Source organism: Amycolatopsis kentuckyensis (assembly GCF_002155975.1).
GTDB lineage: Bacteria > Actinomycetota > Actinomycetes > Mycobacteriales > Pseudonocardiaceae > Amycolatopsis > Amycolatopsis kentuckyensis.
Genome location: NZ_MUMI01000054.1, coordinates 1 through 26,815, shown reverse-complemented (window position 1 = coordinate 26,815; position 26,815 = coordinate 1). Strand labels below are relative to the sequence as shown.

Sequence of the window (26,815 nt, the reverse complement as noted above, 5' to 3'; positions counted from 1 at the left end):
TGAACGAACGATCACCGCTCACTAGACTCGAACACCTGCGCGGATAGCCGAAACCGCGAACGCCGCCATACCCGTCGGGTCGAAGGGGACGATCGTGAAGCCTTCACTGGCCGTCCGCGCCTCCTGCTGGTCCGCCGGCCATTCCGGCGCGGTCATCGCCCTCTGGCTGGTCTTCGTGGCCCTGGCGCAGCTGCCGGGGCTCACCGGCGGGCACCGGCTGGGTGACGGCTCGCTCGCCGACCCCGACGTGGCGGCGAACTGGTGGCCGCTGGTCGCCGCGCCCGTCGCGGTCCTGCTGAGCGTGCCGTTCTCCCGGCTGCTGCTGCTCGTGTCCGCGCTGTTCATCAGCGTGGTCACGGCGGCGTCGGCGGCGATGCTCGACACGGTCTCCGAGTCCGTCGCGATGTCCCCGCTCACCGGGGACGCGGCGCTGCTGGTCGTCATCACGGTTTCGGTCCAGCACATGCTGTTCACCTTCTGCCGGCGGCGGGAAGCACTGTCCGGCGGGAACGACGCGTCACGGGCCGCGCGGATCGTCGCGAGCACGGCGGGCAACGCCGCCCTCGTCTCCGGCAGCGGCGTGGCCGCGGCGCTGGCCGCGGTGGCGCTCGCCGGGTCGGCCGACCTGATGCCGCTGGCCACCGCGGTCCTGGTGGCCGTGCTGGCGTCGACCGTCGCCGCGCTCAGCCTGCTGCCCGCCCTGAACGATCGCGTGCTCACCTCGCCGAGGCAACTGCCGCCCGCGAGGTTGACGGTCGGCGACCTGCCCCGGTTCGTGCGGCCCACGGCGATCGCGATCGGCCTGCTCGCCCTCGGCGCCGCCGCGGTCTACGGGTCGCTGCGCGTGTTCTCCCCCGGCTGCCCGGCCTGCCGTCCCCTGGTCGACGACCTGGACGCGTGCGGGGTGGTGACGTTGCTGGCGGTGCTGGGCCTGGCCACCCTCGTCGCCTACCGGCGGCCGGTGGTGGCGCTGGCGACGTTCCTGCTGAACGGCGTCGCCGTGCTCGCCGGGCTGGGGACGCTCACCCTGCTGGTCGATCCGCTGCCCGCCTGGGCCCCGATGGTCCTGGTGGTCGTCCTGCTCGTGCCGGCGAACCACCTGCAGGTGTACCTGCTGCACCGGCTCCGGAGCGAAACCCTGGCCGGCATGTCCCGGCGCAACACGGTGGCGCACGCGTGCCGCCGGGCCTGGTCGGCATCCGGCGGCGCGCTGCTGGTGGCGGTGGTGATGTGGCTGGTCTGGGGAATGACGGAGAGCGGCGACGTCCGCGAGTTCGCCCTGGCGACCGCGGCGATCCTGGTCGCCGACACCCTGATCGTCCGCTTCCTCCTCCTGCCGCGGCTCGCGGTGCTCGGAGGCCGCACGAACTGGTGGCGAGTCAGAGGCCCGAAGAACACCCGCTGACACCGGCCCCAATCACGCGAGTTCCGGCCCCGATCACGCGAGTTCCGGGCCCCATCACGCGAGTCCCGGCCTCCATCACACGAGTCCGGCCCCGATCACGCGAGTTCCGGCCCCAATCACACGAGCCCGGCCCCGATCACGCGAGTCCCGGGCCCAATCACACGAGTCCCGGGCCCGATCACGCGAGTCCGGACTCCAAGCTCGGGCGGTGCCGCCGCCGGAACGTCGGGCAGCGGCACCGCTTCCGATCGTCCGGTTCCTCCCGCTGCCGGGGCCGACGACGCTCGGAGGCCGGACGAACCGGTGGCGGGTCAGGGTCCCGAAGGACGTCCGGTGAGGTCCAGGAACACCTCGTCGAGCGTTGGCCGCCGGAGGGCGAAGTCCGTGTACTCGACGCCGGCGTCGCGCAGGGCCGCCGCCGCGGCCGCGATGCCGGCGGGGGTGTCCGGGAGCTCGACCGCGATGCTGCGCTTGCGTTCGTCCACCGTCACCGCCGAGGCCGACACTCCGGACAGCGCCGAAACCGCGGGCTGGAGCCACCGGGGGTCGGCGACCGCGACCTCGAGCCGCTCCGCGCCGATCTTGCGCTTCAGCTCGTCGGCGGTGCCCTCGGCGATCACGCGGCCGTGGTCGATCACCACGATGTGGTCGGCGAGGTAGTCCGCCTCCTCGAGGTACTGCGTGGTGAGCAGGACCGTGACACCCTCGTCGACCAGGCCTCGCACGATCGCCCACAGCGTGCTGCGGCTCGCCGGGTCGAGGCCGGTGGTCGGCTCGTCGAGGAACAGCACCGACGGGCGGCCGATCAGGCAGGTCGCCAGGTCGAGCCGCCGCCGCATGCCGCCCGAGTACGTCCCGACCGCGCGGTCGGCCGCCGCGGTCAGGTCGAACCGCTCGAGCAGTTCGACCGCCCGCTGCCGGGCCCCGCGCCGCCCGAGGTGCAGCAGCGTGCCGAGCAGCTGGAGGTTCTGCCGCCCGGTGAGCAGCTCGTCGACCGCCGCGTACTGGCCGACGAGGCCGATCCGCCGCTGCACCTCCTTCGCCTGCGTGGCCACGTCGAAGCCGGCGACCCGGGCGGTGCCGCCGTCGGGACGCAGGAGCGTCGCGAGCACCCGGACCGTCGTGGTCTTGCCGGCGCCGTTGGGGCCGAGCAGGCCCAGCACCGAGCCCGCGGGCACCCGCAGGTCGATGCCGGCCAGTGCCTGGTGGTCGCCGAATCCCTTGCGCAGTCCGGTGACTTCGATGGCCGCTTCGCGGTCGAGCGCGTCGCTCGCCATCAGCCGGCGTCCCGCAGGCTCTTCGGGCGCAGGTCCGTCCAGGTCGCCTCGACGTGGGCGACCGCCTCGGCTCGGGAACTCTCCCCCAACGCGACGTCCCACCCCGGTGGCACCGCGGCGAACACCGGCCAGAGACTGCGTTCTTCCTCGGCGTTGACCAGGACGAGGAACCGGCCGTTCTCGTCGTCGAATGGACTCGTCACTTCACATCTCCGTCTGTTGCGAGCGGCTTGCTGTCATGGTGTTCGGACCGGCTGACGGCACGCTGACCGCCACCTGACCCGCTACGAGATGGTGCGGTACTTGCGGAAGCTCAGTCCGCCGGCGACGGCCAGCGTGATCACCAGGGTGATCGCCACGACCACGCCGGGGTGCTGGGCGGGGAACCCGGTCTCGTCGACCGGCGTCCCCCACATGCGGCGGACGGCGGTGGTCACCGAGCTGACCGGGTTCCACTCCGCGACCGGCCGCAGCCACACCGGCAGGCGGTCGGTCGACATGAAGGCGTTGGAGAGGAAGGAAAGGCCGAGCGTCGCCACCGCGCCGATGCCGTCGATCGCCTCCGGGTTGCGCAGCGACAGGCCGAGCAGGATGCCGACCCAGATCATCGCGTAGAGGAACACGACGAGCAGGGCGAGCCCGCCCACCAGCGGCAGGAACCCGGTGTGCACCCGGCCGCCGACGAGCAGGCCGGACGCCACCGTGATGGCGAGGGCGATCAGGCCGACCACGAGGTCGCCGAGGGAGTGCCCGATCAGCACGGCGGGCCGGACGATCGGCAGCGAGCGGAACCGGTCGGTCAGGCCGCCGTTGAGGTCGGTGGCGACGGCGATCGCGGTGGGCGCGATGCCGGCCAGGCCGACCTGCATCAGCGCCGCGGGGAACAGGAACTCCGGGTAGCTGCCGCTGCCCGGCACGATCACCGCGTCCTTGAACACGTACCCGATGGCCAGCATGGTGATCAGCGGGTTCAGGGTGACCGCCAGCAGGCGGCCGGGAACGTTGCGCAGGTGGGTGAGCCGGCGCCCGGCGAGCGCCAGCACCTCCACCACCGCGTCGGAAAACCGCCGCGTTCCCGCCGGGGCAATCACAGTCATTCGTCCTCCTCGGAAGAGCCGTCCAGTGCGGCGGCGACGATCCGGCCGATGGCGGCCTGGGCTTGCGGGTGCATCATGAATTCGTGCCCGCAGCCGATGCGGTGCGTCTCGATCGCGCCGTCGACGTACGGTGCCCAGCGGCCGGGCCGCTCGGCGAGGTCGGCCTCGGTGAGGCCGTCGGCCGCCAGGAACAGCAGCAGGCGGCCCGAGAAGCGGGCGGGCTCGTACCGGAGTGCGAGCTCGCCGTTGTTGCTCATCACTTCGAGCACGCGGGCCATCCGGTCCTCGCCGATCCCGGCCAGCCGCGACCCGCCGCGGCGCAGGACGTCGATGACGGCCGCCGGGGACAGCTCGGCGTCCTCCTCCGCGTCGTGACCGAGGTGCTCGAGGAAGCTGGCCAGCAGCTCCTGCCGGGTCGGCGGGGCCTGGCCGGCCGCGTCGACCGGGAAGCTGTCCAGCACGCACAGGGTTTCCACCCGCTCGCCCGCCTCCTGCAGCTGCACGGCGATTTCGTGCGCCAGCAGCCCGCCGAACGACCAGCCGAGCAGGTGGTACGGCCCCGACGGCTGGATCGCCCGGATCCGCGCCGCGTACTCCTCGGCGACGTCCTCGACGCTGACCGGCAGCTCGCCGTCCCCGCCGATGTTCGGCGACTGCAGCCCGTACATCGGGCGGCCGGGATCGAGGTGCTGGACGAGCCCGAGGTAGGGCAGGCTCAGCCCGAGTCCCGCGTGCACGCAGAACAGCGGCGCGCGGTCGCCGTCCGGCCGGATCGGCAGCACGGGGGCGAACGAGTCGAGCACGTCCCCGCCGGCACCGGCGTCACTGCCGGTGCCGGCCAGCGCGGCCAGGCGCTCGACGGTCCCGTGCGTCAGGACGTCCGCGACGGTGAACCGCAGGCCGGCGTTGCGGGCCAGGGCGACCAGCCGCACGGAGAGCAGGCTGTTGCCGCCCAGGGCGAAGAAGTCGGCGTCGGCGCCGACCTCGGGCAGGCCGAGGGTTTCGGCGAACGCGAGCCGGAGGACCTCTTCGGCCGGGGTGCCGGTCTTCCGTTCGGGTGCGGGCAGCTGCGCGTGGTCGAGCTCGCCGGTCGCGGTGAGCGGGACGGCGTCGAGTTCGACGATCGCCGACGGTACCGCGAAGTCCGGCAGTTCCCGGGCGAGGTGTTCGCGCAGGCCGTCTCCGCGGCCGACGACGTAGGCCACGAGCTGGTCGTCGCGGACCACGACTTCGGCGGCGGCGACGCCGGGGTGGCGCAGGAGCGCCGCCTCGACCTCGGTGGGCCGGATGGCGAACCCGCGGGCCCGCAGGGTTGCGGCGGCCGGTTCGATACTGCCGTCGAGGCGGCGGCGGACCAGTTCGCCGGTGCGGAACATCCGTGCCCCCGGGGTGAAGGGGTCGGCGACGAAGTGCGTGGCGGTGCGGCCGGGCTGTCCCGCGTAGCCGCGGGCGAGGCTCGCGAGCCAGAGTTCGCCGTGGGCGCCGGGTGGGACGGGCCGGAGGGTTTCGTCGAGGACGTAGGCACGCGCCGGGTGGGGCAGGGTGCCGGGTTCGGCCGGGCCGGTGAGGCCGCGGTAGTGCGTGTGGACCTCGGCGCCGGCGCGGTGGAGCCGTTCGGTGAGCGGGACGGCGAGGGGTTCGCCGGTGACGATCAGCCGGACGCCGGCGAGAGCCGGTTCGTGGCGGGCCGCGAGTGCCCGGACCTGGTGGGGGGTGGCGAAGAGGACGGCGGGCAGTTCGCCTTCGAGCAGCCGCGCGAGTGCGGTGGTGTCGCCGGTCTCGGTGAAGTGGACGGACCCACCGGCGGCCAGGGTGGCCAGCACGGCGGGGATGGCATCGGGCAGGTCCGGGACGACGACCCGGCGGCCGGTGGGAATGGAGTCCCGCAGGGCCGCGACGGACTCGGCGAGGGCGCGGCGGGAAAGCACGGTGCCGTCCGGCAGGTGGGCGGCCGCGTGTGCGGGACCGACCGGTGCCGTACCGGGGTTACCGGCGGCTTCGCCGACGACCGTCACCTCGGACTGCGCGGACGGATCCGCGAGCCGGTACGCGGCTCCGGCCTGCAGGGCGGCCAGGACGTGCACCACCCGATCCACCGCCGACCCGGCCGCGATCGAGACAGTCCACTCAGGACCCACGCCGCGAGCCGTCAGCTTGCGGGCCTCTTCGGTCACGCGGCGGCGCAGCTGGGCGTGGCTCATCCGGCCGCCGTTCCCGATCAGTGCCGGTCCGCGGCTGCTCCGCAGGGCCGGCAGCTCGGCCGGGTCCGCGGCGGCCGCCATGCCCGGCACCGCCGGCTCGGCCGGAGTCGACAGCTCGATCCCGCTCAGCGGCAGCGAAGGGTCTTCCGCCACCGCCGACAAGAGCCGGCCCAAGCGGGCGGCGAGCAGCTCCGCCGTCTCCGGGGTGAACAGGTCCGCGCAGTACTCGATGCTCCCCTCCAAACCCCCCTCGCCCGGGCGCTCGCCGAGCTGGAACGTCAGGTCGAACTTGAACTTCGCGCCCGTCGGCGGCAAGATCTCCGGCCGCACCGACAGGTCGCCGATCGTGAAGCGGGGGTCCGGGACCTCGTAGTACGACAGCATCACCTGGAACAACGGCTGCCGCGACAGCGACCGCGCCGGGCGGGCCAGCTCGAGCAGGAGCTCGAACGGCAGGTCCTGGTGCGCGTACGCCTCGAGGTCGGTGTCGCGCACCCGGGCGACCAGCTCGGCGAACGTCGGGTTGCGGCCGGTGTCGGTGCGCAGGACCAGCGTGTTCACGAAGAACCCGACCAGGCCGTTCGTCACCTCCTCCGACCGGCCCGCGACGAGGCTGCCGAGCGGGATGTCCGTGCCCGCGCCGTGCTTGGTGAGCAGCGCGGCCACCGCCGCCTGGACCACCATGAAGACGCTGGCACCCGACCGGCGGGCCAGCGCGGTCAGTGCCTTGTGGACGGTCGGGGGCACCTCGAAGCCGACCGAGCCGCCGCGGAAGGCGGTCGCCGCCCGGCGGGGGAAGTCCGCGGGCAGCCGCAGCTCGTCGGGGAGGCCGGCGAGCGCGTCGCGCCAGTACTCCCACTGCCGGTCCGCCGCCTGGCGGTCGTCGAGCAGCTCGCGCTGCCAGACCGCGTAGTCGGCGTACTGCACCGGCAGTCCGGCCCAGCCGGGCTCGGCTCCGCGCACCCGGGCGTCGTAGGCGGTCGCCAGGTCGCGGGCCAGGACGTCCACCGACCAGCCGTCGCCGGCGATGTGGTGCAGGACGAGCAGCAGCACGTGGTCTTCCCCCACGCGGTACAGGGTGGCCCGCAGCGGCCGGTCGGTGGCGAGGTCGAACGCGCGGCCCGCCTCGGCCGCCAGCACAGCGGTGAGTTCGCCTTCGGTGGCCGTCGCCGTGGCGAGCGGGGAGTCCGGGGCAGGCGGCAGGATCCGCTGGTAAGGAACGCCGTCGACGTCCGGGAAGACCGTCCGCAGGATCTCGTGCCGCTCGACGACGTCGCCGAGCGCGGCCGCCAGGGCCGCCGGGTCCAGGGAGCCACCGAGCCGGACGGCCAGGGGGATGTTGTACCCCGTGCTTTCCAGCCGGTTCAGGAACCACATCCGGGTCTGCGCGTGGGACAGCGGGATCTTCTCCGGCCGCGGGAGCTTCCGGAACCCGGCGCCCGCCTGGCCGGCGGAGACGAGCCGCCCGGCGAGCCGGCTCACCGTCCGCGCCTCGAAGAGGTCGCGAATGGACAGTGCGGCGTCCAAAGCGGACCGGACCCGGCTCACGACCGAGTTGGCCAGCAGGGAATGCCCGCCGATGACGAAGAAGTCGTCGTCGATCCCGACTTCCGGGACGCCGAGGACGTCGGCCCAGATCTCGCACAGCGTCGCCTCGACCGGGGTGCGCGGACCGCGGGCCGTGGTGCCGGTGTGCTGGTCCGGTGCGGGCAGCGCCTTGCGGTCGATCTTGCCGTGTGCCGTCAGCGGGAAGCGGTCGAGGACGAGGTACGCGCCCGGGACCATGTACGACGGCAGTTGCGCGGTCAGGTGCTCGCGCAGTTCTTCGGCGGTGGCGGTGCCGGTGACGTAGGCGACGAGCCGCCGGTCGTTGCCGTCACCGTGCACGGTGACGACCGCTTCGCCGACGCCCGCGTGCGCGGCGAGGCCGGCTTCGATCTCGCCGAGCTCGATGCGGTGGCCACGGATCTTGACCTGGAAGTCGCGGCGCTCCACGAATTCCAGCTCGCCGTCCGGGCGCATCCGGACGCGGTCGCCGGTGCGGTACATCCGCGTGCCCGGCTCGCCGAAGGGATCCGCGACGAACACCGCCGCCGTCCGGACCGGGTCGCCCACGTAACCGCGGCCGACGACCAGACCGCCGACGAACAGCTCACCGATCGCCCCCGCGGGCACTGGGCGCAGTTCGTCACCCAGCACGTAAAGGCGTGAATTCCGCACCGCGCGGCCGATCGGCACCACGTCGACGCCGGACCGGATCACCGCGTGCGTCACGTCGTCCGAGCACTCCGTCGGGCCGTAGGCATTGACCAGCGGCACGTCCGGGAACCGGGCGAACCACCGCGCGCACAGGTCCGGCGGCAACGCCTCCCCGGTCACCACGAGCCACCGCAGTCCCGAGAGGTCGGGCTGCTCGGCCAGGTCCCACGAGTCCAGGGCCGCCCGCAACAGCGACGGCACGACCTCCAGCACCGAAACACCCTCGGCCCGGATCAGGCCGAACAACGCGTCCGGATCCGCCGCCACGACCCGCGACACCACGCGGACCCGGCCGCCGACCAGCAACGGCGCCAGCATCTGCCACACCGAGACGTCGAACGTCACCGGAGCGTTCTGCACCACCACATCCGACGCCGCCACCCCCAGGTCTTCGACCTTGGCGAGCAGGTGGTTCACCATGCCGCGCCGGTGCACCATCGCCCCCTTCGGACGACCGGTCGAACCCGACGTGAAGATCACGTACGCCAGGTCCAGACCGGCGTCGCCCTCGGAAACCGGCGCCCACTCCTCGTCTTCGGCGTCGTCCAGGACCACGATCCCGGTGTCGCCGCCGGTGAGCTCGGCCGCCAGGTCCTCGAAGCCCGCACCCACCACCACGGCGGTGGCGCCGGAATCCCCCAGCAGCCCGGCGAGCCGGGCCACCGGCAACGCCGGGTCCAGGGGCAGGTAGGCCGCCCCGGACCACAGCACGCCCAGTACGGCCGTCACGAAGCCGACCCCCGGGTCGGCCAGGACGCCGACCACCCCACGGGCCGGAAGCCGGCGCGACAACGCACTCGCCCGGCCGGCCAGCGAAGCGTAGGAAACCCACGCGCCGCCGTCGGCCACCGCCGCCGCTTCCGGGGACGACAGCGCGAACTCGCGGACCCGCGCCACGACGTCGGCGCCCACCGGCCCGGTGGCACCGGCGCCACGCTCCAGTTCCGCCGCCGGCACCACGTCGATCGCGCCCAGCGGCACCGAAGGATCGGCGATGGCGGTGTCGAGCAGGTGCCGGAACATGCCGGTGATCCGGCCGACGCGCCCCGCGTCGAACGCCTCGGGCGCGTAGTCGAAGCGGAAAGCCAGTTCGGGACCGGGGTTCACGACCAGGCTGAGCGGGTAGTGGCGGGAGTCCTCGGTGACGGCGTCCAGCACGCGGACGTCGCCGCCCAGGACCACCTCGGTCTGCTCGCCGTCGGCGGGCACGTTCTCGAAGACGATGGCGGTGTCGAACAGTTCGCCGGTGCCGGCCAGGCCGGGCACGTCGTTCTGCACCTCGGCCAGCCCGACGTGCTGGTAGGCCGACATCCGGGCCTGCTGGTCGCGCAGGAAGACGAGGAGTTCGCCGAGGGTGCCCGCCGGGTCGAGGCCGGCGCGGACCGGCACCGTGTTGATGAACATCCCGACCATGGTCTCCACGCCCGGCAGCTCGGCCGGGCGCCCGGAGGTGACCGAACCGAACACGACGTCCCGCCGTCCGGTGAGCCGGCCGACCAGGATCGCCCAGCAGGCCTGCACGACCGTGTTCAGGGTGAGCTCGTGCCGCCGGGCCCAGGCCACCAGCTCGGCGGTCTCGTCCCGGGACAGCACGACCTCGGCCGACTCCGGCACCGCCTTCAGGTGCCCGTCGACCTCCGGCGCCACCTTCGTGGGCTCGGTGAGGCCGTCGAGGACCTCGCGCCACGCCTGCCGGGCTTCCCGCTCGTCCTGGCGGCCGAGCCAGGCGAGGTAGTTCCGGAACGGCGCCACGTCCGGCAGCGCGGCCGCCGGGCCGTGCGCGTACAGCGTGGCCAGCTCGCGGATGAGGATCGGCACCGACCAGCCGTCGGTGGCGATGTGGTGGGCGGTCCACAGGAACCGGTACCGCCCCGCCGCGACCTTGATCAGGGTGAACCGGACCAGCGGCGGGTGCGCGAGGTCGAACCGGCGCTCCCGGTCCTCGGCCGCCAGCCGGCCCAGCCGCTCCTCGCGGTCGGGCTCGGGCAGCGCGGACAGGTCGAGTTCGGTCCAGGGCAGGCCGACCTCGGCGGCGATCAGCTGCACGGCGTCGCCGCCCCGGCGGTGCCGGAAGTACGCGCGCAGGGTCGCGTACCGGCGCAGCAGCGCGGCACACGCTTCGCGCAGCGCGTCGACGTCGAGCGGGCCCGCGAGATCCGCGGTGGCCTGCACGGTGTAGACGTCGACGCCGTCCGGGTCGAACTCGGAGTGGAACAGCAGCCCCTGCTGCAACGCCGAAAGCGGCAGCGCGTCTTCGATGCGGCCGCCCTCCGGGGCCAGCTCGCGCAGCTCCTCGCCGGTCAGTTCGACCAGCGGCCCGTCGGTCACCACGGCCACCTCGGCGCCCGGCTCGCGGACGGCGACCTGCTCGGCGATCGCGGCCGGTGTCCGGCGCTCGAGGATGTCGCGCGGGGTCAGCTCGATGCCCGCGGTGCGGGCGCGGCCGGCCACCTGGATCGCGCTGATGCTGTCGCCGCCGAGGGCGAAGAAGTTGTCGTCGATGTACACGCGCGGCACGGACAGGACTTCGGCGAGGATGTCGCAGACGACCGTCTCGACGGTGTTGCGGGGACGGCGCCCGACGACCTCGGCCCGGAAGTCCGGGGCGGGCAGCGCTTCGCGGTCGACCTTGCCGTGTTCGGTGAGCGGCAGCTCGTCGAGGACGACCAGCGCCGAGGGCACCATGTAGTCCGGGAGCAGCTGCTGGGCGGTGCTGCGCACGTCCCCGGCGTCGATCGGGCCTTCGCCGTCGACGCCGATCAGGTAGCCGGCGAGGCGTTTGCCGCCGTCGGCGTCGGTGAGCACGCGCACGACGGCGTCCAGGACGCCGGGCACGGACCGCAGGACGCTTTCGATCTCGCCAAGTTCGATGCGGTGGCCGCGGATCTTGACCTGGAAGTCGCGGCGCTCCACGAACTCGAGCTGACCGTCCGGGCGCATCCGGACGCGGTCGCCGGTGCGGTACATCCGCTTTCCGGCTTCCCCGAACGGATCCGCGACGAACACCGCCGCCGTGCGCGCCGGGTCGCCCACGTAACCGCGGCCGACGACCAAGCCGCCGACGAACAGCTCCCCGATCGCCCCCGCGGGCACCGGACGCAGCTCGTCCCCCAGCACGTACAACCGGGAGTTCCGCACCGCGTGGCCGATCGGCACCACCTCGGTGCCGGACCGGATCACCGCGTGCGTCACATCGTCCGAACACTCCGTCGGGCCGTAGGCGTTCACCAGCGGCACGTCCGGGAAGCGCGCGAACCACCGCGCACACAGGTCCGGCGGCAACGCCTCCCCGGTCACCACGAGCCACCGCAGCCCCGAAACGTCGGCGGACTGCCCGGCCAGGTCCCACGAATCGAGGGCCGCCCGCAGCAACGACGGCACGACCTCCAGCACCGAAACACCCTCGGCCCGGATCAGGCCGAACAAGGCGTCCGGGTCCGCCGCGATCGCCCGGGACACCACCCGGACCCGCGCGCCGACCAGCAACGGCGCCAGCATCTGCCACACCGAGACGTCGAACGTGACCGGAGCGTTCTGCACCACCACGTCCGCGGGCTCCAGGTCGAGGTCCTCGACCTTGGCGAGCAGGTGGTTGACCATGCCCCGGCGGTGCACCATCGCCCCCTTGGGACGACCGGTCGAACCCGACGTGAAGATCACGTAACCCAGGTCCAGACCGGCCTCGTCGCGGGAAACCGGCGCCCACTCCTCGTCTTCGGCGTCGTCCAGCCCGACGACCCCGGCACCACCGCCGGCCGCGGCCACCACCTCCGCGGCCAGGTCCTCGTACCCGGGGCCCACGACCACGCGCGAGGCACCCGAGTCGACCAGCAGCCCGGCCAGCCGGGCCACCGGCATCCCGGCGTCCAGCGGCACGAACGCCGAGCCCGACCACAGCACGCCCAGCACGGACGCGACGAACCCGACACCGGGATCGGCCAGGACACCGACCACACCCCGGGCCGGGAGCCGGCGGGACAGGGCGCTCGCCCGGCCCGCCAGGGAGCGGTACGAAACCCACTCCCCGCCGTCGGCCACCGCGGGCGCGTCCGGTGCGGCCAGCGCGAACTCGCACACCCGGGCCACGACATCGGCCCCGACCGGCCCGGCCGCCCCGACCCCGGACGCCAGCAGTGCGCCCAGCTCGTCCGCGGACACGACGTCGACCGCGCCGAGCACCGCCGACGCCTCGGCTTCGGCGAGGCGGCCGACGAACCCGGCGAGCCGCTCCAGGTGCGCGGTGACGCCCTCGGCGTCGTACAGGTCGGGGTTGCCGTTGAGGTGGATTTCGATGATGTCTTCGGTGACGTCGAGCACCGTCAGCGACAGGTCGTTGGTGATCCCGGTCGACAGGTTCATCACGCGCGTGTGGCAGTCGCCGAGGCGCAGGCCGGGCTCGGGCGGGAGCACGTTGACGAACGGGCCGCCGAACGGGCGGCGCTCGTCGCTGCGCACGCCGATGTCGCGGCGGATCTGGTTCACGTGGTAGCGCTGGTGCTTCAGCGTCGCGGCGAGCTCCCGGGACGCCTGGGCCAGCAGCTCGGCGACCGTCGTCCGCGGCTCGACGACCATCCGCAGCGGCAGGTAGTTCGCGACCATGCCCGGGGTCGCCCGCGAGCGCACGCCCGCCCGCGCCGCGACCGGGACGGTCAGCAGCAGGTCCTGGATACCCGAAAGCCGTTGCGTGTAGGCCGCCATCGCGGCGATGAAGAACGTCGGCAGCGTCACCTTCGCGCCCGCGGCCGCCTCGCGCACGGCCTTCGCCGTCTCCGGGGGCAGCACCATGGTGCGCCGCAGGAAGCCCCGGGCCGGAGCCGGTTCCTTGCCGGAGAGGCTGACCAGGTCGGGGGTGGAGTCGAAGTGCCGTCCCCAGAACGCCTTGTCCCGCACCCGGTGCGGGGAGTCCTGGTAGGCGAGGTCGGCGTCGAGCAGCAGCCGGAACGGCGGCAGCGCGGTGGGCCCGGGGTCCTCCCCCGCCAGCAGCGCGTTGTAGAGCTCGCCCAGGCGGCGGTGGCAGATCGCCGCGCTGAAGCCGTCGCCGATGAGGTGGTGCGTGGTGAGGTACCAGAAGTGCCGCTGCGCGCCGACCTTGATCAGGGCGCCGCGGAAGAGCGGGAAGTCGTCCAGGGAGAACGGGTGCCGCATGTCTTCGTGCATCCAGTCGAGCGCGGCGCTCTCCGGATCGGCTTCCCCGGTGACGTCCGGGTACCGGATCGGGAGCTCGGTCAGCGGCTCGATGAGCTGCCGCGGTTCGCCCTCGACCTCGACGAACCGGGCGCGGAAGCACTCGGCTTCGTCGGCGAGCGCGCGCAGCGCCGACCGGAACACGTCGACGTCCAGCGGGCCGGTGATGTCCAGGTAGTCGGCCATCGCGTAGGCGAGGCCGCCGCCGGACAGCTGTTCGTCGTACCAGACGTCGGTCTGTGCGGTGGACAGGGGCAGGAACGCGTCGACCGCGGTCATCTGGGCACCTCGAAGAGTGTTTTGGCGTACGGGGTTTCGTGTTCGGCACCGGCGGGCAGCGCTTCGGGGCCGTAGTTGTCCTTGACCCACTGGTCCTGGTAGATCGTGTCCAGGTAGCGGTCACCGAGGTCGGGTGAGATCACCACCGCCGTGGCCGCGTCGTTCTCCTCCAGCCAGCCCAGCGCGCCCGCCAGCACCATGCCGGAGCCGCCCCCGAGCAGGAAGCCGCTCAGCGCGAGGCGGCGGCACGCGCGGATCGCGGCGGCCTCGTCGACCCGCACCAGATCGTCCACAAGGGACATGTCGATGACCGGGAACCGGACGCTGGTGCGCACCGCCGTGCTGCGCCGGGCGGCCCGCGGGCCGGGGCCGACGCACTCGACGGCGACGATCCGCACCTGCGGCCGGACCTGGCGCAGGTAGCGGGCGCAGCCGGTCAGGGTGCCGGCCGAGCCGACGCCGACGAAGAGCACGTCGAGGTCCGGCACGGTGCGCAGGATGTCCGGTCCGGTCGAGCGGAAGTGGGCCATCCAGTTGCCCGCGTTGGCGTACTGGTCGAGCCAGGTGTAGCCGTCGTTCTCCGCGCACAGGCGGCGCACGAGCCGCAGGCCCGCGGCCGGGTCGGGGGCGACCAGCACCTCGGTGCCGAGGTTCTGCATCAGCTGCCGGGTGAGCAGCGTGCTGCGCGGGTCGGTGACGCAGACGAACCGGTAGCCACGGCTGGCCGCGACCAGGCTCAGCGCCACGCCGAGGTTGCCCGCCGACGTCTCCACGATGGTCGAGCCCGGGCGCAGCACGCCCGCCCGCTCGGCCAGCGTCACCATTTCGAGGGCGGGCTTGAGCTTGCTGGAGCGCGCGAAGTTGAAGCCCTCGCACTTCATCAGGACCCGCCGGTCCACGACGTGGCTGAGGTCGACGTACAGGTCCGTGACGTCGAACTCCTCCGGCCTGGTGATCACCCGCACGGCGAACCTCCGGTCGACGATTTCCCGGCGTACGTGGGAAAGGGCTCGCCCCGGCCGACCTTGCCGGCGAGCAGCCCCTGGAAGACGGTGAGCTTCTGGATGTTGCCGGCGCCTTCCATGAATTCGACGCCGCGGGCGTCCCGGGCGAGCTTGTCGAGCGCCGGGTGGTCCCAGCGGGCCCGCGGCCCGAAGAAGCCGCACGCTTCGAGCGTGGCCTCCTCGGCCAGCCGGCACGCTTCGGCCTTCGCCGCCGAGGCGAGGTGGCCGCGGGAGCCGTCGGCGTCGACCTCGATCGCGGACAGGTGCACGAGGTGGCGCACGCCGTCGATGCGGCGGCCCAGCTCGCCGAGCCGGTCGCGCTCGGCGCGGCCGAGCCGGCCGCGTCCGGTGCGCACGTAGTCGTGGGCGGCCGCGGCGATGCCGACCGCGATCGCGGCGACGCCCGGCCGCAGCCGGTTGAAGGTCTGCACGCACGCCCACATGCCCCGCCGGGCGGGCGAGCGGTCCCGGCCGAGCACGCGCTCGGCGGGCACGGCGACGTCGTCCAGGGTCAGCTCGCAGATCCGCGCGGCCCGCAGGCCCAGTGACTCGAGCGGCTCGGCGTGGAACCCCGGGTCCGTCGTGTCCACCAGGACCGCCGTCACGCCCAGCGGGCCGGGCCCGGTGCGGGCGAACACGACCCCCAGCGCGGCGCGCGCGGCGTTGCCGACGTACTTCTTGCGGCCGTCGAGGCGGTGGGTGCCGTCGGCCGGTGCCGAAAGCGCCGTCTCCAGCGCGGTGGCGTCGGAACCCCGGTCCGGCTCGGTGAGCGCGAAGAACGTCCAGGTCGGCCGCTCGAGGAGCCGGCCGTAGAACCACTCCTTCTGCTCCCGGTCGGCCAGCACGTCGACGAGCACGCCGGACATCGACGCGCCCGGGCTGGCCAGCATCAGGCCGGCGTCGCCGCGGGCGAGCTCTTCGAGCACCACCGCCCGCTCGATCGCCGTCATGCCGTGGAACCGGTGCGGCCCGAGGCGCAGGCCCGCGCCCCCGAACTCCTCGGGGACGAGCATGGTGGCCAGGCAGCGGACGCCGGCCAGGTCCAGGTGTTCGCCGACACCGTCGGGGTCGGTGTCGAGGCCGGCGCCCGCGGTGCGGAACTCCGTCCCCCACTCGCGAGCCGCGTCCCGCAGCGTTTCGAGCCGTTCGTCGAGCACGGTCGCCGTCACGCCCCGACCTCCGGGGTGTAGGCGCCGGCGAGCAGCTCGGAGACGTCCGCGACCTCCCCCGCCCCGCCGCGCACGAACCCCGCGGCGCCCAGCAGGCGCAGCAGGACGCGGTCGGTGCCGGTGAGCCGCCGGTGCAGGTAGGCCAGGGCTTCCGGGGCCGGGTCCGGGCCGTGCGCGGTCAGGAACGCGCGCACCTCGAGCTGCCCGGTCAGCGCCTCGGCGACGGCGCCCTGGACCATTTGACGGCGCAGCAGGGTGGTGTCGCCGCTGCGCCGCCCGCCCAGGTAGCCGAGCCCGGTGTCGAGCAGGGCGCCGGACAGGCCCAGCCGCAGCCACACCGACCCGGTCGCCAGGATCGGATCGGGGTGGCCCGCGGGCCGGTGCGTCCGCACCAGGACGACGGGGCCGCCGGGCAGCTCCGCCGTCCGGACCACGAGCACGTCGCCGTCCACCGGCCCGGCCGGCAGGACCGCGGTACCGCCGGCACCGAACACCGGCTCACCGGCAGGCAGGGCCGCGTGCAGCACCGCCAGCGCCGGGGCCATCCCTTCCGCACGGGCGGTGTCGTGGCACCGCAGCCAGGTCGCCGTGATCGGCGGCGAGATCGTGGTCATCGTTCAGGCGGCCATTTCTGCCGAAACGAAACGGGCCAGCGAGCCGACCGACTCGAAGTGGCTCATTTCGAGGTTCTCGGCGTCGAATTCGATGCCCAGCGCCTCTTCCAGCTGCATCAGCAGTTCCAGCACGCCGGTGGAGTCGAGGCCGGCGTCCGCGAGCCGGGTCTCCGGGCCGAGGTCGGCGACCTCCGCCTCCAGCACGGACTCCAGTGCGGCGCAGATCCCCGCGACCACCCGGTCGTCCAGGACCTCCGTCGATTCAGCCACGGCTTCCGTCACTTCGCTCACCATTCCCTTCGTGCAGACAGCAGTCATTACCCACGGGCCCGGAACCGGGCCCCGAGTTCTCTTCTTCCCGGTGTCGCGTGCTCAGCCCGCCACGACCCGGTCGAGCAGGGCGAGGCCGCGGGCCTCGCGCCGCCGCAGCCCCCGCGAGGTGCGCAGCGGGTCCCAGCCGGGCTCGCGGACCGGGAGCAGCTCGGGATTCCCCCGTACCCCGGCGGCGCCGTCCGCGAGCACCGGCCGGCCGAGGATCGTCGAGGCGCACAACGCTCCCCCGGTCGCGACCCCGACGATTCCGCCACCGTGCAAGATGCTCTGGCCGGTCAGGTAGAGACCGTCGACACCCGAATCGATATCCGGCCGTTGCCCGACCCGGCCCCAGGTGTGCAGGCCGTACGCGCTGCCCCCGGTCGAAAGCGTGTAGCGCTCCTGGGTCAGCGGCGTCGACGTTTCGGCGTGCACCAGGTGCTGGCGGAACGGCCCGATCGCGGCCTCGGCCAGGTCCAGCATCTGTTCGGTCAGCCGGTTCTTCGCGCCGAGGTAAGCGGGCTCGCGCCGGTACCTGGCCCCGTTCGCCGGCCCCTCCGCGAGGCCCCAGTGCGCGTAGCCGGGCGGGCAGGTCGTCATGATCTGGAAGTTCGTGTGTCCCGGCGGGCACGCCGAACCCGGCACCGGGTCCTTGTGGGAAGCGAAGGACAGGAACGCGTACGGCAGCTCGTCGAGGCGGCCGGACTCCACCCGGGCGTAGGCCGCGTCGACGTCCTCGTCCGGCCAGCACCAGATGTTCGCGCCGTCGACCGGGAGCTCCCGGTCGAGCCCGACGTAGCAGACGGCCATCGGCAGGCGCATCTTCGCCGTCTCCGCGCGGGTCACCACGGGCTCGGGCAGGTTCTCCCGTCCGCCGCACAGTTCCAGGACAGTGCGGCAGTAGTCCGCATTGGACACCACCACCGGCGCGCGGTGGACCGTGCCGTCGGACAGCCGGACACCGGTCGCCTTGCCGCGCTCGATCAGGATCCGGTCGACGCGGGTGCGGGTGAGCAGCGTGCCGCCGTGCGACTCCAGCAGCTCGACGAACGACGCCGCGATCACCTGCCCGCCGCCCTCCGGGTAGTAGGCGCCGCGGAGGTACTCACCGAGCATCCCGGCGTGGGCGGCGACGAGGGTGCTCGCCGGAGCGGAACCGTAGTTCCCGGACTGGGCGGCCAGGATGGTGCGCGCCCGGGCCGAAAGCCCGCAGTGGTCGAACAACTGCGCCAGCGTCCGGCGGCCCCAGCGCAGCATCACGGCCGGCACCTTCGCCACCGGGCCCGCCGAGAAGGCGGACTGGCGGCAGGCCTGCGCGACGGCCGCGCAGATGTCGATGTATCGGGTGATGCCCTCGGCCTCCGCGGGCAACGCGGCCCGCAGGCGGTCGGCGTAGCGGTCCCACCCGGTCGGCACGTCGACCGTGACGCTGGGCAGGACGATCCGGTCGAACCCGTCGGGGTCCATGGGGTGGAAGCGCACCCGGTCCCCGAGGCCGAGGCCCGAGAGGACCCGCGGCAGCAGTCCGTCCGGCCCGCAGTCGCCGAGGTAGTGCACCCCCACGTCGAACTGGTAGGCGCGGCGACGGCGGAACACGTGGCTGTTGCCGCCGGCGACGTCGTGCTGTTCGAGCACGAGGACGCGCATCCCGCTCGCCACCAGGTACCCGGCGCAGACGAGCCCGCCGATCCCGGAGCCGACCACGATGGCGTCCCAGCGCCCGGCGGCGTTCTCTTCGGTGTTCACGCCCCGACGCTATGCCGGAGCGGTGACCTCGGGCTGACCGCGCGCTGACAATCTGGGGGAGAGTTCGTCAGCGCCTCACTGGGGTTCCCGGCCCGCCCGAGGTCACCTATTCAGGGGCGAGCGTCGAAGGCGACGGCCTGGTGCGCAACGTGAACCACGTCGGCGCACAGGTGGCCACCACCGTCAGCACGACGGCCAGCCCGAGTATCACAAGATATATCCACAAAGGACCGGACGGGAAGAGGCTGTCGGAGACCGCCGCGCTGAAGGGCACCAGCATCGACGCCGCGACCAGCGTGCCGAGGAAGACACCGATGGCGGCCACGACGCCCGCTTCCACGGCCATCATGCGCATCACCTGCCCCCGGGTCGACCCGATGAGCCGCTGCAGCCCGAACTCCCGCCGCCGGTCCGCCGTCGCCATCACCAGCGTGTTCACCATGGAGATCGCGGCGTACACGAGCAGCAGCCCGACGATCAGGTAGTTGACCCAGGCATTGGCCTGGACCTCCGCCAGGAACGCCTTGGTGAGCGCCTCGCGGCCGGCCACCTGCACGCCGTCGACGTCCCCGACCCGGGTGCGCAGCGACGCGAGCAGATCGCCTTCCGCCGTCCCGGGCTGTGCCATGACGAGGATCCGGTCGGCCGCGCCCGCGGCCGTGTGCGGCGCCAGCGTGTCGGCCGGCATCAGCGCCGACGCCGAGGCCGCCGTGGTCCGCAGGGTCGCGACGACGTCCAGGGTGGCCCGGGATCCGTCGCCCAGCCGCATGACGATCTTGGCGCCCACCCCGACCCCCAGCCGCTGCGCGAGATCCGCGGGCAGGGCGATCGTGTCGCCGCGCAGGGCGTCGAGCTTGCCGGTCTCGACGATGCTCCCCCAGGCCGTCGCCACGCCGTCCGCGGTGATGCCGGTGAGGTCCACGCCGTCTTCGTCCTGCGTCGCGTCCGAGGGCTTTTCGTTGTACCCCTTGCTGGTCACGAACGCCGTGGCCCCGGCGACGCCGGGCGTCCGCTGCACCTCGGCGATCAGATCGGGCGGCAGGTCACCGGTCGCCGACGTCACGACGGCGTCGGCGAGCAGCGAGTCGGAGTACTGCTTCTCCGCGACCGCGACCTCCGTGGTCTGGAAGTACAGCATGAAGATCGCGAGCCCGGTGGCGAGCATGATGGGCGTGACCGCCCCGGCCATCGGCATCCAGCGGGCCCGCGTGTTCAGCGAGGCCAGGTAGCCGGGCAGGCCGCCGAAGGCGCGGATCGGCCGGCGCAGCACCGAGACCGCCAGCTTGGTGAGCCCGGGGGCGAACAGCGCGACGGCGGTCGCCACCAGCGTCACGGCGGGGCCGGCCGTGCTCGCGGCCAGCGGGCCGTCGACCACGGTGATCGTCAGGTAGGCCAGGGCCACCGCGCCGATCAGGCTCGACACGCCGAGCCACAGCCGGGTCGGGGTCAGCCAGCGTGTGGGGATCGCCGTTTCCCGCATGGCTTCGACGGGCCGCGTGCGGCCCGCGTACCGGGCGGCGACGAACGCGGCGCCCCACGCCGAGCTCAGGCCCACGATCGCCGCGGCGACCACCGGGTAGAAGCCCTGCTCGAACTTGAGCACCGGCTGGATCACGCCGAACCCGGTCAGCCGCCCGAAGAGCCAGTCTCCGAGCAGCACGCCGGGCAAGATCGCCAGCGCGGTGCCCAGGGCACCGATGATCATCGCTTCGCCGGTGATCATCCGGCTCACCTGGCGCGGGGTCGCGCCGATCGCCCGCAGCATGGCCACCTCGCGGCGGCGCTGCTGCACCGACAGCGTCAGGGTGCTCGCGACGACGAACATGGCGACCTGTGCCGCGAGGCCGCCGAACACGGCCGCGAGGATGATCAGCAGCTCGCCGTCGCCGGCCGCCTTGGCGAACTCCGCGGAACCGCGGGCGTCGCCGGTCAGCGTCACCGCGCGCTGGTCGCGCACCGCGGTGGCGATCTGCGCGTTGACCGCGCCGACGTCGGCACCGGGGGCGAGCTGGACGCCGAACGCGTCGACCTGCCCGGCCGCGGACCGCAGCCCGGCGGCCTCGGCGGGTGAGAAGAAGACCGCGTCGGAGGCGATCCGGCGACCGGCGTCGGCGATGCCGGTGACCCGGTAGGGGTGGACGCCCCCGCGGACGGCGACGTCGATCTCGCTGCCGGCGTGCGCGCCGATCCGCCCGGCGGTGGCGGAGTCGAGGACGATTTCGCCCTCGCGGATCGGGGCCTGGCCCTCGGTCAGCCGGTAGGGCGCCAGTTCGGCGGAAACCCAGCTGTGGCCGGCCTGGGTGCCGGGCACCGACGGGCCGCCGGTGTCGCCGAGCACCTCGGCGTGGAAGGAGACGTCGGGGACCACGTGGGCGACGCCGGGCACGCCGCTGATCGTGCTCGCGAGGCGTTCGTCGAGCCGGACGCGCTCGGACAGCGTCGCGGTCTCGTGGTAGGCGTCCTCACCGTGGCCGACGGTGGGCAGGTCGTAGGACTGGTTGCCGGCCACCACGATCGGCGCGGCGGCCAGGCGCTGCGGCGGAATCACGGTCCGGATGCCGGTCTCCATGAGGCCGCCGCAGGCGAGCATGACGGCGGTGCCGACGAAGACCGAGACGAGGGTGGCGATGAAGCCACCGGTGCGGTAGCGCAGGGTGCGTACGACGAGGGTCAGCATCAGCGCGTCAGCTCGCTCAGCCAGGGGCCTTCCTGCGGCCGCTGCTCGGTGCGGGCGACGAGGTTGGTCATCCGGCGGGCCACCTCTTCGGGGTTCGGCTGGTGCAGCTCGTCCACGACGCGGCCGTCGGCGAGGAACAGCACGCGGTCGGCGTAGGAGGCGGCCACCGGGTCGTGGGTGACCATCACGATCGTCTGCCGGGACACGCTCTTCGCTTCGCGCAGCAGGGAAAGGACTTCCTGGGCCGAGCGGGTGTCCAGTGCGCCGGTCGGCTCGTCGGCGAAGATCACCTCGGGGTGGGTGACGAGCGCGCGGGCGATCGCCACCCGCTGCTGCTGGCCGCCGGAGAGTTCCGCGGGCCGGTGGTGACGCCGCTCGCCGAGGCCGACCTGCTCGATGACGCGGCGCACGAGCGCCGGGTCCGCCCGGCGGCCGGCCAGCCGCAGCGGCAGCGTCACGTTCTGCTCGACGTCGAGCGCGGGCAGCAGGTTGAAGGCCTGGAAGACGAACCCGATCCGGTCGCGCCGCAACCGGGTCAGCTCGACCTCGCGCATCACGCTGAGGTCCGTGCCGCCCAGCACGACCGAGCCGGACGTCGGCTTGTCCAGGCCGGCCGCGCAGTGCAGCAGCGTGCTCTTGCCCGACCCCGACGGCCCCATCACCGCGGTGAACGTGCCGGCGGCGAAACCCGCCGTCACGTTGTCGAGGGCCAGGACCTGTGCGCCGTTCTTGCCGTACGCCTTGCGTACGGACAGCAGCCGCACGACTTCGACCGTGTCGCCTTGCTGGTACATCTGCGGCTCCCCTGCGCTTCCTTCGATCTGTACCGCGATGACGTTACGAAGCGGCGGGCCGGTTTCCGAGGGTGCTAGGGAGCGGAAGTTTGCGGGGGTTAGCACTACCGCGGAAAGCCGCCCGGCCTGCGCATAATGGGCGCCATGACTAGCGGAAGCCCGGTCGCGACGATGACGCGGTCGCTGGTGCGCGACGGCGGCCTGGCGACCCTGCGCGGCGGCGCGCTCGCCGTGGTCGCGGTGACCGAACTCGTGATGTTCGTCGTCGTGGTCACCGCCGCCTCGCTGATCGGCGTGGGCGTGGGGCTGTTCATGCTGCCCCCGGCCGTGCTGCTGATGCGGTCGCTGACCGACCGCGTCCGCGCGTCGGCCGCGGCGTGGTCGGACGTGCGGATCGCCTCCCCGTACCTGCCGGAGCCGGCCGGGAGTACCGCGCTGCGCCGGTGCCACCACCTGCTCGGCGACCGCGCGAACTGGCGCGACGCCCTGTGGCTGGTGGTCGACAGTTCCCTCGGCATCCTGCTCACGCTCACCCCGCTCCTGCTGATCCTGGACGGGATCCGCGGGCTCACGATGCCGTTCCTGGTCGGGACCGAGGCGGCCGAGTGGCTCGGCAGCTGGTACGTCGTGCTCCCGGTGGACGACCAGCCGACGGCCTGGTTCGCCGCGATCCTCGGCCTGGCGCACTTCCCGCTCGCGCTGTGGAGCGCGCCGCACCTGCTGAAGCTGCACGCGCGGCTCGCGGCCACCCTGCTGTCCCCGACCGAGGTGACCCGGCTGACGAACCGCGTGCAGCACCTGGCGGAAAGCCGCGACGACGCCGTCGGTTCGCAGGCGACCGAGCTGCGCCGCATCGAGCGCGACCTGCACGACGGCGCGCAGACCCACCTCGTCGCGATGGGGATGACGCTCGACGCCGCCATGCGCGTGCTCGATTCCCACCCCGAAGCCGCCCGGTCCCTGATGGACGAGGCGAAGAACAGCTCGGCCAAGGCGTTGCAGCAGCTGCGCGACCTCGTCCGCGGCATCCAGCCGCCGGTGCTGGTCGACCGCGGCATCACGGACGCGATCCGCACCCTGGCCATCGAAAACCCGCTGCGCATCGAGACGACGATCGACCTGCCCGGCCGGCCGTCCCTGGCGGTCGAGACGGCGGCGTACTTCTCGGTGTCCGAACTGCTGAACAACGCGATGAAGCACTCCGGCGCGCAGAGCGGCGCGATCAACGTCCACTACGAGTTCGGCCGCCTGGTGATCAACGTCAGCGACCACGGCCGCGGCGGCGCGAACACCGAGGGCGGCACGGGCCTGCGCGGCATCGAGAAGCGCCTCGCCCCGCTCGACGGCTTCATCACGATCCTCAGCCCGCTCGGCGGCCCGACCATGGTGACGATCGAGATCCCCTGCGGCCTCGAGCCCTGATCGCTCAGTGCTTCAGGTAGGCCAGCACCGCCAGGACCCGCCGGTTGGCGTCCTCCGACTGCGGCAGGTTCAGCTTGGCGAGGATGTTGTTGATGTGCTTGGAAACGGCCTTCTCCGAAACGACCAGCTCGCCCGCGATGTTGCTGTTCGACCGGCCTTCGGCCATCAGCTTGAGGACCTCGCGCTCCCGCGGCGTGAGCCGTTCCAGGCGGTCGTCGCGGGTGTTGTGCGTCAGCAGGCGGGTCACGACGTCCGGGTCCATCACCGTGCCTCCGAGGGCGACCTGGCGGACGGCGTCCACGAACTGGTCGCCGTGGAACACGCGGTCCTTGAGCAGATAGCCGACCGAACCCTCGCCGTCCGCGAGGAGTTCGTCGGCGTACAGCCGTTCCACGTACTGCGAAAGGACGAGCACCGGGAAACCCTGGATCCGGCGCCGCGCTTCGATGGCGGCGCGCAGGCCCTCGTCGGTGAACGACGGCGGCAGCCGGATGTCGACGATCGCGATGTCCGGCCGCTCGCGCAGCATGGCTTCCAGCAGGTCCGGCCCGTTGTCCACGGCCGCGCTGACCTCGAACTCGTGCGCTTCCAGCAGCCGCACCAGACCGTCCCTGAGCAGGAACTGGTCTTCTCCGATGACCACGCGCACTTGTCCGTCCCCCGCTTCGAGCCCGATTGCGACCACGACCATCCTAGGGCCGCGTCAATCGGACTCGGCGACCACGCAGATTCCCAGCGCACCGCGGCGCGGGTCGTAGTCGGCCAGCAGCACCGGACCGGCGGCCGCGCCGCCGGTGAGCGGTGCCCAGAGCCCGGTGCACGGGAACTCGGCCGGTGCGACGATCGCGTCCGGCCGGGAACCCAGCCCGGCCAGCCCGCGGCCGATGACGACCGTCTCCGCCGGCTCGAAGTCCGGGATGGCGTCCGGCGCCACTTCGGGTTCGTAGCCGACGCGGATCGTCCGGCGGCCGCCCGCCTCGAACAGCAGGGCGGTCGCGGCGTCGCCGATGTGGTCCGGTGTGTCGTACGGCGTCACGCCCTGGTCCATGATCAGGACCAGGACGCGCCGGTAGTCGTGGCGCCGGGCGTAGGAGCCGGCGATCCGCAGGGCGGTGAACGGGGACAGGCTTCCCTGCCCCGACACGGAAAACACCAGCGGGGTGCCGGGCAGTACGGCGGTGAGGTTCACCGGCGCCGACAGCCGCGGGTCGAACTCGGGCGCCGCGTGGGCGACGATCGCGAGGTCGATCCGCTCGCCGGACAGCTGCCCGGCGAGCAGTTCGCGGGCCATCACGAGGAAGGGGTTGCCGCGCGCCCGCGTCACCCGGTCGGGCCGGAAACCGATTTCGTGTCCCCGGCTGAGGTCGGCGAAGTACCGGTGCAGCGCGGGGACGTCGATTTCGCGCTCCCCCGGGCCGAACTCGCGCCGGATCGCCAGCGCCAGGCGCAGCGGCAGCTGCCGCAGGCCCGGCGCGGGTGCGGAGGACAGGGTGGTCGCGGACGCGCGGTACATCGGCTAGCGCTCCGCACCCACCGCGACCGGCGCGGCGAACTCGTGCAGGTGCTGGCGGCGCAGCAGGTCCGCGGGCTCGTCCCGCTCGCTGACGAGGTAGTGACGTCCATTGTGGACGATAACCTCGGCCGGGTAGCCGTGGCTGAGGAACAGCACCGGGGACGCCGTCGGGCCGTAGGCACCGGAGCGCGTGACCCCGATCAGGTCACCGGGCCGGAGCGGCGGCAGCGCGGCCTTCTTGGCGAGCACGTCGTTGGGCGTGCACAGCGGCCCGGTGATCTGCCAGGTTTCGGTGGCCGGCTCGTCGATGCGGTTGAGCAGCCGGATCGGGAAGTCGCGCTTGACGTAGGAGCCGATGCCGACGGCGGCCATGTGGTGGTTGGTGCCGCCGTCGGCGACCGCGAAGTTCTGCCCCAGTGACGTCTTGGTGTAGCGGACGCGGACGACGTAGGTCCCGGCCGTGGCGGCCAGGTACCGGCCGAGTTCCATGACCAGCCGCGTCGCCGGGTGGCGCTGCGCGAACTCGTCGATCACCGGGTTGAGCATCGAGGCGAGCAGATCGCGGTCGAGGTCCTTCTCACCGGCGAAGTACGCGACGCCGAGGCCGCCGCCGACGTCGACCATGTCGAGGGGGAACCCGAGCTGCCGCGAAACGCGCTCGGCGAGCTCGAAGATGCGCCGCGTGTTCTCGACGATCGGTTCCTCGTCGAGGATCCGGGTGCCCATGTACACCTGCACGCCCATCAGCCGCAGGTTCGGGTGCCGGTCCGCGAGGTCGGTGGCGGCGAGCAGCTGTTCTTCGTCGATGCCGAACTGGCGCGGCTTGCCGCCCATGGTGAGGCCCGAGCCCTTGACCGCGAAGCTCGGGTTCACGCGCAGGGCAACGCGCGCTTCGATGCCGCGATCCCGCGCGAGGTCGTCGAGGATCCGCAGTTCGCCGAACGATTCGCAGACGACGGTGTAGACGCCTTCGTCCAGGCAGGCGGCCAGTTCCGAGGCGCTCTTGCCGGGACCGAGGAAGATGATGTCCTCGCCGGCGACCCCGGCCCGCCGCGCGGTGAGCAGCTCGGCCATCGACGACACCTCGGCCCGCGCGCCGTGGGCGTGCAGCAGCGCGCACACCGAGATGTTCGGGTTGGACTTCAGCGAGTAGAAGATTTCCAGGCGCGGGTGCAGGTGCTCGCGCAGGCCCAGCAGGCGGCTGCCCAGTTCGTCGCCGTCGTAGACGAAGAGCGGGGTGCCGTAACGCTCCGCGAGCTCGGCGATGCCGACGCCGGAGATCTCGAATTCGACACTCATTGCAGCGCTCCTCATTTCCGGAAGACCATGGCGGAGAACGTCGACCCCAGGCCGACGGAGATCATCAGGTAGCGGGCCCCGGGCGCGATGAGCCCCAGGCCGTTGGCGGCGTGGTGGTTGAGAAAGGGGTCGGCGCAGAAGCAGTGCCCGGTCGTGCCGACGTTCTGCAGGAAGATCTTGGCCCGCGGAATGCCCAGCGCGGCGCTCGCGCGGATCCAGGAGATCTTGTTGACGTTGTGCGGCAGGACGAGGTCGATGTCGTCGACGGTCAGCCCGGCGGCGGCGATGGCCGCCCGGGCGACGTCGGCGACCGCGCCGGGGTAGATCTGCCGGAACTCGGCGGCCTGCTCGTCGTCGAGGATGACTTCGCCGCCCGGGCCGCCGAGCGTGGTGGTGGCGTAGCCGAGCAGCGTGTCCTCGTCCTCGCCGGGGCCGACCAGCACCGCGGCGGTGGCCTCGCCCATGATCGCGGTGTCGGGGATGACCTGCGCCGAGTGGGTGAACGCCTTCTCACCGGTGAGGATCAGGGCGAGCGCGTCCGGATCGCCGTCGGCGGCCAGCAG

At 73.0% G+C, this 26,815-nt stretch carries 17 protein-coding genes; 2 read left to right on the top strand and 15 right to left on the bottom strand.

All coding sequences use genetic code 11. From position 1 onward, the window contains the following. Positions 1–94: 94 nt before the first annotated feature. Complete coding sequence (locus tag CCN39_RS05585; protein WP_086839007.1) at positions 95–1,405, top strand: MMPL family transporter; 1,311 nt, start codon at positions 95–97, stop codon at positions 1,403–1,405. Between the two features lie 311 nt (positions 1,406–1,716). Here CCN39_RS05585 and CCN39_RS05580 read toward each other — a convergent pair whose 3' ends face one another. The 11 genes from CCN39_RS05580 to CCN39_RS05530 form a co-directional block, all read right to left on the bottom strand. Beyond that, the gene (locus CCN39_RS05580; protein WP_086839005.1) at positions 1,717–2,682 is read right to left on the bottom strand and encodes an ATP-binding cassette domain-containing protein; all 966 of its coding nucleotides are present in this window, start codon (positions 2,680–2,682) and stop codon (positions 1,717–1,719) included. Further along, entirely contained in the window at positions 2,682–2,885 is a 204-nt protein-coding gene (locus CCN39_RS05575) for an MbtH family protein (RefSeq protein ID WP_086839003.1), read from the bottom strand. Before CCN39_RS05575 ends, CCN39_RS05580 begins: the two co-directional genes overlap by 1 nt. A gap of 81 nt (positions 2,886–2,966) precedes the next feature. Beyond that, a complete protein-coding gene (locus tag CCN39_RS05570; protein WP_244210628.1) occupies positions 2,967–3,779 on the bottom strand; it encodes an ABC transporter permease in 813 nt (270 codons plus the stop codon). Beyond that, positions 3,776–13,702, bottom strand: a complete 9,927-nt coding sequence (locus CCN39_RS05565; protein WP_086838998.1) for a non-ribosomal peptide synthetase — start codon at positions 13,700–13,702, stop codon at positions 3,776–3,778. The genes CCN39_RS05570 and CCN39_RS05565 overlap by 4 nt, the downstream gene beginning before the upstream one ends. Further along, entirely contained in the window at positions 13,699–14,667 is a 969-nt protein-coding gene (locus CCN39_RS05560; RefSeq protein ID WP_086838997.1) for a pyridoxal-phosphate dependent enzyme, read from the bottom strand. Before CCN39_RS05560 ends, CCN39_RS05565 begins: the two co-directional genes overlap by 4 nt. Continuing rightward, positions 14,658–15,875 carry an acyl-CoA dehydrogenase family protein gene (locus tag CCN39_RS05555; RefSeq protein ID WP_086838995.1) on the bottom strand — a complete coding sequence of 406 codons (1,218 nt, stop codon included), beginning with the start codon at positions 15,873–15,875 and terminating at the stop codon, positions 14,658–14,660. Before CCN39_RS05555 ends, CCN39_RS05560 begins: the two co-directional genes overlap by 10 nt. Continuing rightward, complete coding sequence (locus CCN39_RS05550) at positions 15,872–16,489, bottom strand: hypothetical protein (protein ID WP_086838993.1); 618 nt, start codon at positions 16,487–16,489, stop codon at positions 15,872–15,874. Before CCN39_RS05550 ends, CCN39_RS05555 begins: the two co-directional genes overlap by 4 nt. A gap of 3 nt (positions 16,490–16,492) precedes the next feature. Beyond that, a complete protein-coding gene (locus CCN39_RS05545) occupies positions 16,493–16,759 on the bottom strand; it encodes an acyl carrier protein (protein WP_244210627.1) in 267 nt (88 codons plus the stop codon). 102 nt (positions 16,760–16,861) lie between these two features. Continuing rightward, positions 16,862–18,547 (bottom strand): phytoene desaturase family protein, encoded by a 1,686-nt coding sequence (locus CCN39_RS05540; RefSeq protein WP_086838991.1) that lies wholly within the window; start codon positions 18,545–18,547, stop codon positions 16,862–16,864. A 106-nt stretch (positions 18,548–18,653) separates the two neighbouring features. Then, the gene (locus tag CCN39_RS05535) at positions 18,654–21,224 is read right to left on the bottom strand and encodes an FtsX-like permease family protein (protein ID WP_086838989.1); all 2,571 of its coding nucleotides are present in this window, start codon (positions 21,222–21,224) and stop codon (positions 18,654–18,656) included. After that, a complete protein-coding gene (locus CCN39_RS05530) occupies positions 21,224–22,018 on the bottom strand; it encodes an ABC transporter ATP-binding protein (protein ID WP_086838987.1) in 795 nt (264 codons plus the stop codon). Before CCN39_RS05530 ends, CCN39_RS05535 begins: the two co-directional genes overlap by 1 nt. 144 nt (positions 22,019–22,162) lie before the next feature. Here CCN39_RS05530 and CCN39_RS05525 point away from each other — a divergent pair, with 144 nt between their 5' ends. Further along, a complete protein-coding gene (locus CCN39_RS05525) occupies positions 22,163–23,440 on the top strand; it encodes a sensor histidine kinase (RefSeq protein WP_244210626.1) in 1,278 nt (425 codons plus the stop codon). A gap of 4 nt (positions 23,441–23,444) precedes the next feature. Here CCN39_RS05525 and CCN39_RS05520 read toward each other — a convergent pair whose 3' ends face one another. The 4 genes from CCN39_RS05520 to CCN39_RS05505 all read right to left on the bottom strand — a co-directional run. Then, positions 23,445–24,089 carry a LuxR C-terminal-related transcriptional regulator gene (locus CCN39_RS05520; protein WP_086839021.1) on the bottom strand — a complete coding sequence of 215 codons (645 nt, stop codon included), beginning with the start codon at positions 24,087–24,089 and terminating at the stop codon, positions 23,445–23,447. A gap of 54 nt (positions 24,090–24,143) precedes the next feature. Further along, positions 24,144–24,953 carry a hypothetical protein gene (locus CCN39_RS05515; protein WP_086838983.1) on the bottom strand — a complete coding sequence of 270 codons (810 nt, stop codon included), beginning with the start codon at positions 24,951–24,953 and terminating at the stop codon, positions 24,144–24,146. 3 nt (positions 24,954–24,956) lie between these two features. After that, the gene (locus CCN39_RS05510) at positions 24,957–26,252 is read right to left on the bottom strand and encodes a type III PLP-dependent enzyme (protein ID WP_086838981.1); all 1,296 of its coding nucleotides are present in this window, start codon (positions 26,250–26,252) and stop codon (positions 24,957–24,959) included. An 11-nt stretch (positions 26,253–26,263) separates the two neighbouring features. Then, the coding region (locus CCN39_RS05505) for a 3-oxoacyl-[acyl-carrier-protein] synthase III C-terminal domain-containing protein (RefSeq protein ID WP_279629559.1) at positions 26,264–26,815 on the bottom strand (552 nt) is incomplete at its 5' end.